This window comes from Burkholderia sp. BCC1988 (assembly GCF_905339895.1).
Classification (GTDB): domain Bacteria; phylum Pseudomonadota; class Gammaproteobacteria; order Burkholderiales; family Burkholderiaceae; genus Burkholderia.
This window is the reverse complement of sequence record NZ_CAJPHA010000003.1, coordinates 282,294-295,683: the sequence shown is the minus strand read 5'-3', so window position 1 is coordinate 295,683 and position 13,390 is coordinate 282,294. Positions and strand designations below refer to the sequence as shown.

Annotated in this window: 15 protein-coding genes, 1 tRNA gene and 1 riboswitch; of the genes, 11 read left to right on the top strand and 5 right to left on the bottom strand. The window is 66.4% G+C overall.

Translation table 11 applies throughout. The features are described from left to right. Positions 1–131: 131 nt before the first annotated feature. Both nrdR and glyA read right to left on the bottom strand, forming a co-directional pair. Positions 132–611, bottom strand: coding sequence for a transcriptional regulator NrdR (gene nrdR, locus U4012_RS06170; RefSeq protein ID WP_006760615.1), 480 nt, complete (start codon positions 609–611; stop codon positions 132–134). Positions 612–617: 6 nt separating this feature from the next. Beyond that, the gene (gene glyA, locus U4012_RS06165) at positions 618–1,865 is read right to left on the bottom strand and encodes a serine hydroxymethyltransferase (protein ID WP_044844095.1); all 1,248 of its coding nucleotides are present in this window, start codon (positions 1,863–1,865) and stop codon (positions 618–620) included. A 137-nt stretch (positions 1,866–2,002) separates the two neighbouring features. Next, a riboswitch (ZMP/ZTP riboswitch) is annotated at positions 2,003–2,103 on the bottom strand. Positions 2,104–2,283: 180 nt separating this feature from the next. On the opposite strand from glyA, the gene U4012_RS06160 reads away from it, so the two are divergent. The 9 genes from U4012_RS06160 (at position 2,284) to U4012_RS06120 (ending at position 8,860) form a co-directional block, all read left to right on the top strand. Next, positions 2,284–3,030: an SDR family NAD(P)-dependent oxidoreductase gene (locus tag U4012_RS06160; protein WP_044844094.1), complete on the top strand. Its 747-nt coding sequence runs from the start codon at positions 2,284–2,286 to the stop codon at positions 3,028–3,030. Positions 3,031–3,138: 108 nt separating this feature from the next. Beyond that, positions 3,139–3,627 carry a tol-pal system-associated acyl-CoA thioesterase gene (gene ybgC, locus U4012_RS06155; RefSeq protein WP_044844093.1) on the top strand — a complete coding sequence of 163 codons (489 nt, stop codon included), beginning with the start codon at positions 3,139–3,141 and terminating at the stop codon, positions 3,625–3,627. 144 nt (positions 3,628–3,771) lie between these two features. After that, a complete protein-coding gene (tolQ, locus tag U4012_RS06150) occupies positions 3,772–4,449 on the top strand; it encodes a protein TolQ (protein ID WP_010091489.1) in 678 nt (225 codons plus the stop codon). 10 nt (positions 4,450–4,459) lie between these two features. Further along, entirely contained in the window at positions 4,460–4,909 is a 450-nt protein-coding gene (tolR, locus tag U4012_RS06145) for a protein TolR (RefSeq protein ID WP_124487921.1), read from the top strand. Beyond that, positions 4,906–5,973, top strand: a complete 1,068-nt coding sequence (gene tolA / locus U4012_RS06140) for a cell envelope integrity protein TolA (RefSeq protein WP_257768356.1) — start codon at positions 4,906–4,908, stop codon at positions 5,971–5,973. The genes tolR and tolA overlap by 4 nt, the downstream gene beginning before the upstream one ends. A gap of 109 nt (positions 5,974–6,082) precedes the next feature. Beyond that, a complete protein-coding gene (gene tolB / locus U4012_RS06135) occupies positions 6,083–7,378 on the top strand; it encodes a Tol-Pal system beta propeller repeat protein TolB (protein WP_044844090.1) in 1,296 nt (431 codons plus the stop codon). Between the two features lie 17 nt (positions 7,379–7,395). After that, positions 7,396–7,905 carry a peptidoglycan-associated lipoprotein Pal gene (pal, locus tag U4012_RS06130; protein ID WP_044844089.1) on the top strand — a complete coding sequence of 170 codons (510 nt, stop codon included), beginning with the start codon at positions 7,396–7,398 and terminating at the stop codon, positions 7,903–7,905. Positions 7,906–7,924: 19 nt separating this feature from the next. Continuing rightward, positions 7,925–8,674 (top strand): tol-pal system protein YbgF, encoded by a 750-nt coding sequence (gene ybgF, locus U4012_RS06125; protein WP_044844088.1) that lies wholly within the window; start codon positions 7,925–7,927, stop codon positions 8,672–8,674. Positions 8,675–8,783: 109 nt separating this feature from the next. Then, positions 8,784–8,860: transfer RNA gene (locus U4012_RS06120), tRNA-Lys, on the top strand. A gap of 82 nt (positions 8,861–8,942) precedes the next feature. Here U4012_RS06120 and U4012_RS06115 read toward each other — a convergent pair. Then, a complete protein-coding gene (locus U4012_RS06115; RefSeq protein WP_321796961.1) occupies positions 8,943–9,893 on the bottom strand; it encodes an AraC family transcriptional regulator in 951 nt (316 codons plus the stop codon). A 130-nt stretch (positions 9,894–10,023) separates the two neighbouring features. Between U4012_RS06115 and U4012_RS06110 the strand changes: the two genes are divergently transcribed. After that, positions 10,024–10,353, top strand: a complete 330-nt coding sequence (locus U4012_RS06110; RefSeq protein WP_124487932.1) for a carboxymuconolactone decarboxylase family protein — start codon at positions 10,024–10,026, stop codon at positions 10,351–10,353. Between the two features lie 149 nt (positions 10,354–10,502). Continuing rightward, positions 10,503–11,336, top strand: coding sequence for a class II glutamine amidotransferase (locus tag U4012_RS06105; protein WP_044844085.1), 834 nt, complete (start codon positions 10,503–10,505; stop codon positions 11,334–11,336). Between the two features lie 21 nt (positions 11,337–11,357). On the opposite strand, the gene U4012_RS06100 is transcribed toward U4012_RS06105, so the two are convergent. Both U4012_RS06100 and U4012_RS06095 read right to left on the bottom strand, forming a co-directional pair. Then, complete coding sequence (locus tag U4012_RS06100) at positions 11,358–12,035, bottom strand: GNAT family N-acetyltransferase (protein WP_321797092.1); 678 nt, start codon at positions 12,033–12,035, stop codon at positions 11,358–11,360. Beyond that, complete coding sequence (locus U4012_RS06095; RefSeq protein WP_321796960.1) at positions 12,035–13,363, bottom strand: aminotransferase class I/II-fold pyridoxal phosphate-dependent enzyme; 1,329 nt, start codon at positions 13,361–13,363, stop codon at positions 12,035–12,037. Before U4012_RS06095 ends, U4012_RS06100 begins: the two co-directional genes overlap by 1 nt. Between the last annotated feature and the right edge of the window lie 27 nt (positions 13,364–13,390).

The following is a 13,390-nucleotide window of genomic DNA, read 5'->3' as shown; positions in this document are numbered from 1 at the left end:
GATGCGTCGACTGTAGCGACGCGAGCGAACGCGCGCCATTAGCCGAACGGCCGACTGGCGACATGCGATCGCAGCCGACACAATCGGCGCGAACTGAACCCACGGAGAAGACGATGAACGGACGCAGCGCGTCAGCGCTTACGCGGAGGCTTGGAGGGGGACGCGCGACGGAACTCTTCGATCACGTCGGCAAATTCGGAAACGTCCTCGAACCGGCGGTAAACCGATGCGAAACGGACATAGGCGATCGTATCGAGGCCGCGCAGCTCGTTCATCACGAGTTCGCCGAGCTTCTCGCTACGCACTTCACGCTCGCCGGTTGCGAGCAGCTGATATTCGATGCGGGCGACCGCCGCGTCGATCGCGTCAGCCGCAACCGGCCGCTTGCGCAGCGCGAGTTGCATGCTGGCGACGATCTTGCGACGGTCGAATTCCGTGCGGCTGCCGTCCTTCTTCACGACGGCCGGCAGGTTCAGCTCGACCCGTTCGTACGTCGTGAAGCGCTTGTCGCAAGCCGAGCAACGACGGCGCCGACGAATCGCGGCGCCATCTTCGGACACGCGCGAGTCGACGACCTGCGTGTCCTCATGCCGGCAGAACGGGCAGCGCATGCCGGATCAGCGATAGACCGGGAAACGCTTGGTCAGCTCGGCCACTTGCGCGCGCACGCGCTCGATCGTCGCTGCATCTTCCGGGTTCTCGAGCACGTCGGCGATCAGGTTGCCGACCTGCTCGGCTTCCGCCGTGCCGAAGCCGCGCGTCGTCATCGCCGGCGAACCCAGGCGGATGCCGCTCGTCACGAACGGCTTTTCCGGATCGTTCGGGATCGCGTTCTTGTTCACCGTGATGTGCGCCGCGCCGAGCGCCGCTTCCGCTGCCTTGCCCGTGATGTTCTTCGCGCGCAGGTCCACCAGCATCACGTGGCTTTCCGTGCGGCCCGACACGATCCGCAGGCCACGCTTGACCAGCGTTTCAGCCAGCACGCGTGCGTTCTCGACGACCTTCTGCTGATATTCCTTGAACTCCGGCGACAGTGCTTCCTTGAACGCCACCGCCTTGCCGGCGATCACGTGCATCAGCGGGCCGCCCTGGATACCCGGGAAGATTGCCGAGTTGATCTGCTTCTCGTACTCGGCCTTCATCAGGATCACGCCGCCGCGCGGGCCGCGCAGGCTCTTGTGCGTCGTCGTCGTGACGAAGTCCGCGTGCGGCACCGGGTTCGGGTACACGCCCGCGGCGATCAGGCCGGCGTAGTGCGCCATGTCGACCATCAGGTACGCGCCGACCGACTTCGCGATCTTCGCGAGACGCTCGAAGTCGATCTTCAGCGCGAATGCCGATGCACCCGCGACGATCAGCTTCGGCTTGTGCTCGTTTGCCAGCTTCTCGGCCGCGTCGTAGTCGATGTCTTCCTGTTCGTTCAGGCCATAGCTGACGACGTTGAACCACTTGCCCGACATGTTCACCGGCGAGCCGTGCGTCAGGTGGCCGCCATGCGCGAGGCTCATGCCCATGATCGTGTCGCCCGGCTTGAGCATCGCGAAGAACACGCCCTGGTTCGCCTGCGAACCCGAGTTCGGCTGCACGTTCGCGGCTTCCGCGCCGAACAGCTGCTTCACGCGGTCGATCGCCAGCTGCTCGACCACGTCGACGTACTCACAGCCGCCGTAGTAGCGCTTGCCCGGATAACCTTCCGCGTACTTGTTCGTGAGCTGCGAGCCCTGTGCGGCCATCACGGCCGGGCTCGTGTAGTTTTCCGACGCGATCAGCTCGATGTGGTCTTCCTGGCGGCGGTTTTCCTGCTCGATCGCTGCAAAGAGTTCGGGATCGACGTTCGCGATGGTGCTTTGGGCTCTGTCAAACATACGGTTTCCGTTAAGTGTGTACAGGTTGACCGGGGCGGCCGAGTACATTGCGCTGCTGGCGGAACCAGCTCGACGTGGCGGAAGAATCCGTATGACGCGAGACGGGACAGCCACCGGCGATGCACGCAACGGCGCACAACGGCTGCCCAGGCGAACGGCAAAAACGGCGCCCCGCGCTTCACGGTGGGATGCTCCACCTTGAACCCGAAGGGTTCTATCGCCAGTCACGCAGGGGTGATGAGCGCGTTAGTTTATTGGATGCGTCATGAATAGGCAACCGCGCGGCAGCGGCCCCGAAACAATAAGGGCCAGACTTTACGCACCCGTGCCGACGCGCTTTGGCGCCTTGCCGCGGTGCGGCAATCTCAGTAGGCTTGCGGGATACTATCCGCTACTTTGTTACCGACCAGGAGCAGCAATGATCGTGTTCGTCACAGGCGCGTCCGCCGGCTTCGGCGCCGCAATCGCCCGAGCCTTCGTCAACGGCGGCCATCGCGTCGTCGCAACCGCGCGCCGCAAGGATCGTCTCGATGCGCTCGCGGCCGAACTCGGCGAGGCACTGCTGCCGCTCGAGCTCGACGTGCGCGACCGCGCCGCAGTAGAAGCCGTGCCGGCCGCCCTTCCCGCCGAATTCGCGGCGCTCGACGTGCTCGTCAACAACGCCGGTCTCGCGCTCGGTGTCGAGCCGGCCCACAAGGCCAGCCTCGACGAGTGGCAAACCATGATCGATACGAACTGCTCGGGCCTCGTGACCGTCACGCACGCGTTGCTGCCCGGCATGATCGAGCGCGGCCGCGGCCATATCTTCAACCTCGGTTCGGTGGCCGGCACCTATCCGTATCCGGGCGGGAACGTATACGGCGCAACCAAGGCTTTCGTCAGACAATTCAGCCTGAACCTGCGCGCCGACCTGATCGGCACGCCGTTGCGCGTAACCGACATCGAGCCAGGCCTCTGCGGCGGCACGGAATTCTCGAACGTCCGCTTCCGCGGCGACGATGCGAAAGCGGCGAACGTCTACCAGAACGTCCAGCCGCTCACGGCCGAGGACATCGCCGACACGATCTACTGGATCGCGACGCGCCCCGCGCACGTCAACATCAACACGATCGAGATGATGCCGGTCGCCCAGGCTCCGGCCGGCCTCACGATCCATCGCGGCTGACACGACGGGCGCAGCCGCGGGCCCGCCTCCGGCCGGCCCGCGGCATGCTACGCCGTACTACATTCCGTTACGAATCGGTTACGAATCCGTCCTCGGCCTTCCGGTAAAATGCGCGCCATGACTCAGCCTACCCGCTCCCCGGACGCGCACTCCGGCTTCACCTGGCCGGTACGCGTGTACTACGAGGACACCGACGCAGGCGGCATCGTCTTCTATGCCAACTACCTGAAATTCTTCGAGCGCGCTCGCACCGAATGGCTGCGCGCGTGCGGCATCGACCAGCGTCGGCTCGCCGACGACACGGGCGCGATCTTCATCGTCCGCAGCACGTCGCTCGACTACCGCGCTCCGGCGCGACTCGACGACACGCTGACGATCACGAGCCGGCCCGGACGCATCGGCCGCGCCTCGGTGGAATTCACGCAGGAAGCATGGCGTGGCGACACGCTGCTCGTCGCCGGGCACATCCGCCTCGGCTGCGTCGAACAGATCGGCATCCGGCCCGCGGCGATCCCGCCGGTCGTGCTCGACGCGCTGCAACGCGGGCCCGTCATCGACGCCGGGCAGACTGCCGTACTGTCAACGAAGCTCGGATGAGCACCGTTTAGACAAGGCCCATGAACTTGCCTTCCTGAATCGATACTAAGCAAGGTTCGGCGCCAGGCCAGGCCGGCGCGCCGCGCCACACGCATACCGTGCGCCCTCGCCGGACACCCCCGAAGGGACGTTACTCAAACCTCTATGAACACTTCTCAAGACCTGTCGATCATTTCCCTCGTCCTCAACGCGAGCGTGCTGGCCCAGGCCGTGATGGGGCTGCTGTTGCTGCTGTCGCTGATGTCGTGGACCTTCATCTTCCGCAAGTGGTTCGCGATCCGCCGCGCACGCGCGCAGACCGAACGCTTCGAAAGGGATTTCTGGTCGGGCGGCGACCTGCAGGCGCTGTATCAGAGCGCGGCCAACAACCGTCACACGATCGGCGCGCTCGAGCGGATCTTCGAATCGGGGATGCGTGAATTCCTGAAGGCGAAGGAAAAGCGCATCAGCGACCCGGGCCTCGTGCTCGACGGGGCACGCCGCGCGATGCGCGCGTCGTTCCAGCGCGAAATGGACGTACTCGAAGCGAACCTCGCGTTCCTCGCGTCGGTCGGCTCGGTCAGCCCGTACATCGGCCTGTTCGGCACCGTCTGGGGGATCATGAACTCGTTCCGCGGCCTCGCGAACGTGCAGCAGGCGACGCTCGCGAACGTCGCGCCGGGCATCGCCGAGGCGCTCGTCGCCACCGCGATCGGCCTGTTCGCCGCGATTCCGGCAGTGGTCGCGTACAACCGCTACGCGCACGACATCGACCGCCTCGCGATCCGCTTCGAGACCTTCATCGAAGAGTTCTCGAACATCCTGCAGCGCCAGGCCCAGTAAGGAGCACGCCATGGCAGGAAGCCCCATTCGATCCAGCATGCGCGGCGGCCGCTCGCGCCGCGCGATGGCCGACATCAACGTCGTGCCGTACATCGACGTGATGCTGGTGCTGCTCGTGATCTTCATGGTCACGGCACCGCTCGTCGCCCCGTCGATCATCAATCTGCCGACCGTCGGCAACGCAGCACCGCAGGAACAGACGCCCCCCGTCGTCGTCAACATCAAGGCCGACCGCACGATGAGCGTCAAGTACAAGAGCGACGCCGGCGCGACGCAGGAAGACACGATGACCAAGGCCGAGCTCGACAGCTTCATCTCGGCCCGGCAGGCCGATCATCCCGACCAGCCCGTCGTGATCGCGGCCGACAAGACCGTGCAGTACGATGCGGTCATGACCGTGATGTCGGACCTGAAGGCGCGCGGCGTCAAGCGCGTCGGCCTCCTCGTCAAATCGCAATGAACCGGCAGCAATCCACGCGCGGCAACGCCTACCCGTCTCAGCCCCCGCGCGAGCGCGGCACCTGGCGCGCGTTCGCGCTCGCCGCGCTGATGCACGTGCTGCTCGCGCTGTTCCTCTATCACGGCGTGCAGTGGCAGAACAGCACGCCGGCCGGCTCCGAGGCCGAGCTGTGGACCGAGGTGCCCGACGTCCCCGCGCCGCGGCCCGTCGTCACGCCCGCGCCGCCCGCAAAGCTCGCACCGCCCCCTCCCCCGGTCCGGGACGAGCAGGCGGACATCGCGCTGCAGCAGAAGAAGCGACAGCAGGAAGCGGCCGCGCGCGAAGCGCTGCTCGAGCAGCAGCGCCGCGCGCAGCAACTGAAGGCCCAGCAAGAGGAAACCCGGCGCGAGCAGCTCGCGGCCCAGCAGGCTGCCGCGCTCGCCGCGCAGAAGGCCGCCGAGCGCGAACGGCAGAAGCAGGCGGACAAGCTCAAGCAACAACAGCTCGTGGAGCAGCAGAAGCTCGAACAACAGAAACTCCAGCAGCAGAAACAGCAGCAACAGAAGCAGGCGCAGCTGGAAGCGCAGCAGGCAGCGAAGGCCAAGGCCGACGCGGCATCGAAGGCGAAGGCGGAAGCCCAGGCCAAGGCGAAGGCTGAAGCGACGGCGCGCGCGAAGGCCGACGCGGCAGCGAAGGCGAAGCTCGACCGTGAGCGCAACGCGCGCCTCGCGCAGATGCAGGGCATGTCCGGCGCCGGCGAAGGCGGCGGCGAGGGCCTCGCGAAAAGCGGCACCGGCACGGGCTCCGGCGGCAATGCCGCATCGCCCGGCTATCCCGACAAGGTGCGTCGCCGCGTGAAGCCGAACATCGTCTGGGGCGGCGAGCGCGCGGGTCTGACGACCGTCGTCGCGATCCGCTGCACGCCGTCGGGCGACGTGCTCAGTGTTTCGATCCGCCGTTCGAGCGGAAATTCGGGGTGGGATCAAGCCGTGGTCAATGCGATCCAGTCGTCGGTCCCATTGCCGCCCGATTCTAACGGTCGTACCCCGTCCGACATTACGATTACCTTCAAGGCGGCGGAGTGATCGCAAATGCGCTTACACTCCGTGCGTCGCTGCCGGACGGGAACGAATCGGGTATTTTTACTGTCTCTGCGGTTGCGCAGCGATCCAAGTCACATGGGAAGCAAGAAGCATGAGTTTGATGACGAAACTAGGTTTCAGGGCACTCGTGGCCTCGTGTCTGATTGCGGCCGGCGGCGCCGCTAACGCGCAGGTCAACGTGCTGATCACCGGCGTCGGTTCGACCCAGTTCCCCATCGCCACCGCGAACTTCGCGAACGAGGCAGGCCTGCCGCAGCAGGTCACGTCGATCGTCCGCTCCGACCTCGCCCGTAGCGGCAAATTCACCAACATCGACGCGGGCAGCACGCCCGTGCCCGAGACCGCATCGGTCGATCTCGGCGCATGGAAGGCCAAGGGCGCGAATGCGTTCGTCGCCGGCAGCGTGAACCGCGAAGCGAACGGCCAGTACAAGGTGAACTTCATCCTGTACGACACCGTGAAGCAGCAAAGCCTCGGCGGCCTGTCGCTGACGGCCACCGACACCACGCTGCGCACGGCCGGCCACAAGATCGCCGACTACATCTACCAGAAGCTGCTCGGCGTGCGCGGCGTGTTCGCCACGCGCCTGTCGTACGTGATCAAGACGGGTAACCGCTACCAGCTGCAGATCTCGGATTCGGACGGCCAGAACCCGCGCATCGCGCTGTCGAGCACCGAGCCGATCATCTCGCCGTCGTGGTCGCCGAGCGGCACGAAGGTCGCGTACGTGTCGTTCGAGCGCAAGAAGCCGATCGTCTACATCCATGACCTGCCGACCGGCCGCCGCTACATCGTCTCCGACCAGAAGGGCAACAACAGCGCGCCGGCGTGGTCGCCGGACAGCAACACGCTGGCCGTTGCCCTGTCGCTGACCGGCAATACGCAAATCTATACGGTCAATGCAACCGGTGGCGGTCTGCACCGGCTCACGCAGAGCAGCTCGATCGATACCGAGCCGTTCTACTCGCCGGACGGCCGCTGGATCTATTTCACGAGCGATCGCGGCGGCGCGCCGCAGATCTACCGGATGCCGGCGCAAGGCGAAAGCGCCGGCGCGGCACAACGCGTGACCTTCACCGGCAGCTACAACACCAGCCCGCGCATCAGCCCGGACGGCAAGCTGCTCGCCTACATCTCCCGCACGGGTGGGGGGTTCAAGCTGTACGTTCAGGATCTGCAATCCGGGGCGGCGAACGCCGTCACGAATACCAATCGCGACGAATCGCCGAGCTTCGCGGCAAATGGCCAGTACCTTCTCTACGCGACCCAGTCGGGTGGTCGTAACGTGCTGGCAGCAGTGCCCTCCGACGGCAGCGCGCCGCCGCAAATCCTGTCCGTCCAGGGCGGCTCCGTTCGTGAGCCGTCGTGGGGGCCCTTCATGCAATGACCACAAGGAGAGTAACCATGATGTCGAATAAAGCTCGTCTGGCCCTGGCCGTGATGATGATCAGCGCGCTCGCAGCGTGCAAGTCGGGTGTGAAGCTCGACGACAAGGCCAACGCAGGTGCGATGAGCACGCAGCCGAGCGCCGACAACGTCGCGCAAGTGAACGTCGATCCGCTGAACGACCCGAACAGCCCGCTCGCAAAGCGCAGCATCTACTTCGACTTCGACAGCTATTCGGTGAAGGACGAGTACCAGCCGCTGATGCAGCAACACGCTCAGTACCTGAAGAGCCATCCGCAGCGTCACGTGCTGATCCAGGGCAACACCGACGAGCGCGGCACGAGCGAGTACAACCTCGCGCTGGGCCAGAAGCGTGCGGAAGCTGTCCGCCGCGCGATGGCACTGCTCGGCGTGAACGACTCGCAGATGGAAGCCGTGAGCCTCGGCAAGGAAAAGCCGCAAGCAGCGGGTCACGACGAAGCATCGTGGGCGCAGAACCGTCGCGCCGACCTCGTCTACCAACAGTAAGTAACGGAAGAGTTGCCGTATGACGCACCGTGTATCCTGGCTGCGCATCGCCGCAGCGTTCTGCGTCGTCGGCGCGGCGTGGTCGGCCGCGCCGGCGCACGCCGGCATGTTCGACGACAACGAGGCGCGCCGCGCCGTGCTCGATCTGCGCAGCAAGAGCGACAACCTGTCCAGCCAGCTGTCGGCCGCCCAGCGTACGATCCTCGATCAATCCGGCCGTATCGACCAGCTGAACCAGCAGGTCGCGACGCTGCGCGGCGAGAACGAGGATCTGACGAACCGGCTGACGACGCTCGAGCGGCAGCAGAAGGAGTACTACCAGGATCTCGACACGCGGCTCAAGAAGTTCGAGCCGCAACAGGCGACGATCGATGGTGTCGAAGGCACCGTGCAGCCGGGTGAAACGGATGCGCTCAGCGCGGCGCAGCAGCAATTCCGCAACGGCAACTTCAAGGCTGCCGCGGCCTCGTTCCGCGGCTTCATCGCGAAGTACCCGCAGAGCCCGTACCAGCCGACCGCGCAGTACTGGCTCGGCAATGCGCAATACGCGCTGCGCGACTACCGCGGCTCGACCGCGACGTGGCAAGCGATCGTGAGCAAGTATCCGCAGCATCCGCGTGCGGCCGACGCGCTCGTCGCGATCGGGACGAACCAGCTCGAGCAAGGCCAGAAGGCGGCCGCGAAGAAGACGTTCGAGCAGGTCGTGTCGCAGTACGCCGGATCGAACGCTGCGCAGACCGCGCAGGGCAAGATCGAGAGCATCAAATAAATTACCGTGTCGAATTGTTGACAGCCCTTAAATTCGCCGATATAATCTTTTGCTCTTTGGGTCGTTGAGCAAGTTGTCAGCGCAACGGACCAACCGGTTTCAAGAACGTGGGGTGGTAACTCAGTTGGTTAGAGTATCTGACTTTTAATCAGAGAGTCGAGGGTTCGAGTCCCTCCCACCCTACCAACTATCTTTGATAGTGCAATAAAAGCCTCCCGAGTGGAGGCTTTTTTGCGTCTGCTTCCCGCAGTATTGCGTGCTGCCGGTCTTACGTGCCCCGCTGCGCGCGCCGCCAGCGCCCGGGCGTCGTGCCGAGCACCGCGCGAAACGCCTTGCCGAACGCAGCTTCGGACTGATAGCCGACCGCCTGCCCGATCTCCGCCTGGCCGCGCTGCGTGTCCTGCAGCAGCGCGCATGCATGCATCATCCGGATCTGCGCGACGAACGCGCCGACGCTCATCCCGGCCTTCTCGCGGAAATGCCGCGCATAGGTCGCGCGCGACATCGCTGATGCCGCGCCGAGCAATTCGACCGTCCACGCTTGCGCCGGCGCCTGCAGCACGGCCTGGACCGACGGGCCGAGCCGCGCATCGGCAGCCAGCGCGAGCCAGCCGGCCGGCACGCGCGCATCGCGGCCGTACGCACGCAACGCGTAGGCGAGCAATGCCTGCCCCAGCGCGTTCACGATCGCGCGCGCACCCGGCTGCGCGCTCGATGCCTCGGCACGCAGCACGCTCGTCAGCAGTTGCAGCGACGCGGGCCCCGACGCCGCGCGCAGCCCGACATGCAGCACCCGCGGCAACGTACGCATCAGCAATTCACCGGCGCCGCGCGCATAAATGAAGCGCCCGCAGAGCAGGTCGACGCTCGCATCGGCCGGATCCGCGGAATCGCGATTCGACTTGACCGGCAGCACCGCGCCGCCGGCCGCGCCCGGTTCGCGCAGCGACGCGACCGGCGGCCGCGCGCCGCCCCCCCCGACATCGGACAAATCGTGCGCGTCGCCCGCCGGCAGCAGCACGAAGTCGCCGTCGGCCAGCCGCAGCGTGCGCCCGTCGGCCGTGCGCAGCCGGCACGTTCCGGACAGCAGCAGGTGAAACGCCGCCTCGCCGGGCGGCAACGGATCGTGCGGCATCGCGAACGGGCCGTCGAGCAGGCAGCGCACGTCGAGCTCGACATGGCTGCGGCCCAGCGACAACAGTTGACTCAATGCGTCCATGAGACGTTTGCGCTAAAAATTGACACTCTAGCGTATCGAAACCCTCAGCGCGAACGCTCAGAATAAGTCCTGCATCGCCCGAGATCGCGGCATCCGCCGCCTGATCCACCTCTTCTCGAAAGGACGCATCATGCTGAACTGGAACGAATACCGGAAGGAACTCACGACGCGCATCGGCGACATCGCGAAGCTCTCGCCCGACACGCTGGCCGGCTACAAGGCGCTGTCCGGCGCCGGCGCCAAGACAGGCCATCTCGACGCGAAGACGCGCGAACTGATCGCGCTCGCGGTGGCCGTCACGACGCGCTGCGACGGCTGTATCGCGGTGCACACGGCCGAAGCCACGAAGCATGGCGCAACCAAGGAGGAAGTGGCCGAGGCGCTCGGCGTCGCGATCGCGCTGAATGCGGGCGCGGCGCTCGTCTATTCGGCCCGCGTGATGGACGCGCTCGGCGAGTGACGCGCACCTGAAGGGTGCGGCGCCCGCCGCATCCTTCGCGGACGATCGCCGGCGCGGCCGGCCAGCCGGCGGACGCGGCGCGGTCGCGTACGCCGGCGCCGCGAAGTCGGCTACCATGCGCGAGAAGATTCATCGCGAAGGAGCGCTCCATGTGCCGCTGGCTCGCCTATACGGGTAATCCGATCCATCTCGAGACCGTACTGTTTCGCGCGAAGCATTCGCTGATCGACCAGAGCCTGCATTCGGAGCTGGGCGCCACGACCACCAACGGCGACGGGTTCGGCATCGGCTGGTACGGCCGCCCCGAGGAACTGCCGTTCCGCTATCGGTCCGTGCATCCCGCATGGAACGACCGCAACCTGCGCGAAGCCGCGCGCGCGATCCGCTCGCGGATGTTCATCGCACATATCCGCGCGGCAACCGACACGCCCGTCCAGGAAACCAACTGCCATCCGTTCCGCCACGGCCGCTGGCTGTTCGCGCACAACGGGCTGATTCGCGATTTCCACAAGCTGCGCCGCGACCTGACGATGAAGGTCGACCCGGCACTGTTCCCGACGATCGAAGGGACGACCGACTCCGAGCTGATGTTCCGTCTCGCGCTGACCTTCGGCCTCGAGCAGACGCCGCTGCCGGCGCTCGAACGGATGGTCGGCATGGTCGAGGAAACCGCCGCGCGATACCGCGTTGCCGAGCCGCTCAACATGACGATCTGCGCGACGGACGGTGAGCGGATCATCGCGGTGCGCTACTCGAGCGAACGGCAATCGCGCTCGCTGTTCCACAGCACGTCGTTCAAGCATCTGCACGAACTCTATCCGCACAACCCGCGCATCGCGGAAGCGGGCGACGACGCGTTCATGGTCGTGTCGGAGCCGCTCGTCGACTTGCGCGGCGCATGGGAGGAAGTGCCGGAAAGCATGGCGATCGTCGCGCAGGGGGCGGATGTGCAGCAGCGGCCGTTCAATCCGCGGCATAAGTAGGCCGCGACGGCGGGGACACCGTCAGCCGCGGCGCGCGAGCCGCATGCGGACCGAAGCGAGTTCGGCGGGCAGCCGGCGCGAGCGCTGACGTGACCGCGTCAGCACGGCAAAGCCGAGCCGCTCGTACAGTTCGCGGGCACGTACATTCCGGGCCAGCACGTCGAGCACGATGTCGCGGCTGCCGTCGTCCGGCACCGCACCGGTCTCGAGCGCGTCGCGCAGCAGTGCGGTGAAGATGCCCGTGCCGCGCTGCCGCTCGTCCGTCGCGCAATGCGCGATGAGGATCTGCGCACGTTTCGGCGCCGGAATCTCCGTTTCGAGCACCAGCCCGCGCAGCAACTGGCCGATCGCGCGGCGCACGCCGAAAAAGCGCGCCAGGGCCCACACGACGTGAAGGTCGTCGAACATCGTCCGGCGCCCGTCATGGATGGCCATCACGGCCTGTACCGTGCCGTCGGCGCCGACCGCGACCCGATGCCGGCGCCATGAGAACCGGCCGTGACGCGAGCGGAACGCCTGTTGCAGGAACGCAATGCAGCGCGCGTCGCTTTCACCGAGGAAGAAGCCGAATTCGCCGACACCGGATGCGAACACGAGCGGCGCGCATGCCGCCGCATCGTCCGCGCAAGCGGCGCGAAACGGTGTCGACGCATCGGCATGCGGCGCGTCGACGGACGGTGCGAGCGCCGCGGCGGGCATCACGTTGCCCGCCCCGCCAGGCGCGCCAGCACGGCGACGGTCCGGCTGATCTGCGCCGGCTCGTGCGTCGAGCAGATGAAGAAACGCAGGCGCGCGGCCTTTTCCTCGACGGCCGGATAGAAGATCGGCTGCACGTTGATCCCTTCGTCGAACATCGCGTTGGCCCATTGCGCGGCTTTCAGCGAACTGCCGGTGATCACCGGCACGACCGCATAGCCGGCGCTCGTGCCGGTGTCGAGCCCCGCGGCGCGCGCCTCGGTCAGGAACTGCCGGCCGCGTGCCTGCAATTGCGCCACCCGCTGCGGTTCGGCATGCAGGCGTTCGAGCGCGGCCAGCGACGCTTCTGCGAGCGTCGGCGCGAGTCCGACGCTGTAGAGAAAGCCCGGCGCCAGATGGCGCAGCATGTCCACGAGCGGCTGGCAGCCGGCGATGAAACCGCCGCAACCGGCCAGCGTCTTGCTCATCGTGCCCATCCACATGTCGACCTGGTCGGGCGCGACCGCGCAATGTTCGCGGATGCCCTTGCCCGTCGCGCCGAGCACGCCGAGCGAATGCGCTTCGTCGACCAGCAGGAACGCGCCGTGGCGCGTCTTCACGTCGACGAAACGCTGCAGGTCCGGAAAATCGCCATCCATGCTGTACAGCCCTTCGATCGCGATCAGCACGTGCCGGTATTCGCGCCGCACGCGCGACAGCAGAGCGTCGAGCGCCTGCCAGTCGTTGTGCGCGAAGCTCAACCGCTTCGCGCCGCTCAGCTGCGCGCCCTGCACGATGCTGTTGTGCGCGAGCGCGTCGTGGACGATCAGGTCGCCGGGGCCGAACAGCGCACCGATCACGGTCACGTTGGTCGCGTGGCCGCTCACGAACGCGACGCAATCGTCGGTCTCGTAGAACGCAGCCAGCGCGCGCTCGAGGTCGCGCTGCACCGGACGCTCGCCCGCGACCATCCGGCTCGCGGACGCCGACGTGCCATAGCGGTCGATCGCGGCCTTCGCCCGCTCGGATACGGCCGGATCGCCGGCGAGACCGAGATAGTTGTAGTTCGCGAAGTTCACGTATTCGCGACCGCCGATCTGCGTGGTCGCGCCGGCGATGCCGTCATGCACGCGGAAGAACGGCGAGTCGACGCGCAGCTTCTCGCCCATCTCGCGCATGATCCTGACCTGCTGATACTGCGGCATCGATTCGAAACGGCTGCGCGCCGACGCGACCTGTGCCGCCGGTGCAGCGGGCACACCGGGCGCCGCGACGGCTTCCGTCGCGCGCTCCAGCTGCCGTTTCAGGGCTTTCGCCGCCAGTTGCTGGCGAAGGTGTTCTCCGAGTGCCATGTCTTTGGTTCCGGGCAATCCGTGCGT

Excerpts from the sequence above, each read along its gene's own strand:
- nrdR (WP_006760615.1), bottom strand. The coding sequence starts at position 611 with ATGCGCTGCCCGTTCTGCCGGCATGAGGACACGCAGGTCGTCGACTCG.
- glyA (WP_044844095.1), bottom strand. The coding sequence starts at position 1,865 with ATGTTTGACAGAGCCCAAAGCACCATCGCGAACGTCGATCCCGAACTC.
- U4012_RS06160 (WP_044844094.1), top strand. The coding sequence starts at position 2,284 with ATGATCGTGTTCGTCACAGGCGCGTCCGCCGGCTTCGGCGCCGCAATC.
- ybgC (WP_044844093.1), top strand. The coding sequence starts at position 3,139 with ATGCGCGCCATGACTCAGCCTACCCGCTCCCCGGACGCGCACTCCGGC.
- tolQ (WP_010091489.1), top strand. The coding sequence starts at position 3,772 with ATGAACACTTCTCAAGACCTGTCGATCATTTCCCTCGTCCTCAACGCG.
- tolR (WP_124487921.1), top strand. The coding sequence starts at position 4,460 with ATGGCAGGAAGCCCCATTCGATCCAGCATGCGCGGCGGCCGCTCGCGC.
- tolA (WP_257768356.1), top strand. The coding sequence starts at position 4,906 with ATGAACCGGCAGCAATCCACGCGCGGCAACGCCTACCCGTCTCAGCCC.
- tolB (WP_044844090.1), top strand. The coding sequence starts at position 6,083 with ATGAGTTTGATGACGAAACTAGGTTTCAGGGCACTCGTGGCCTCGTGT.
- pal (WP_044844089.1), top strand. The coding sequence starts at position 7,396 with ATGATGTCGAATAAAGCTCGTCTGGCCCTGGCCGTGATGATGATCAGC.
- ybgF (WP_044844088.1), top strand. The coding sequence starts at position 7,925 with ATGACGCACCGTGTATCCTGGCTGCGCATCGCCGCAGCGTTCTGCGTC.
- U4012_RS06115 (WP_321796961.1), bottom strand. The coding sequence starts at position 9,893 with ATGGACGCATTGAGTCAACTGTTGTCGCTGGGCCGCAGCCATGTCGAG.
- U4012_RS06110 (WP_124487932.1), top strand. The coding sequence starts at position 10,024 with ATGCTGAACTGGAACGAATACCGGAAGGAACTCACGACGCGCATCGGC.
- U4012_RS06105 (WP_044844085.1), top strand. The coding sequence starts at position 10,503 with ATGTGCCGCTGGCTCGCCTATACGGGTAATCCGATCCATCTCGAGACC.
- U4012_RS06100 (WP_321797092.1), bottom strand. The coding sequence starts at position 12,035 with ATGCCCGCCGCGGCGCTCGCACCGTCCGTCGACGCGCCGCATGCCGAT.
- U4012_RS06095 (WP_321796960.1), bottom strand. The coding sequence starts at position 13,363 with ATGGCACTCGGAGAACACCTTCGCCAGCAACTGGCGGCGAAAGCCCTG.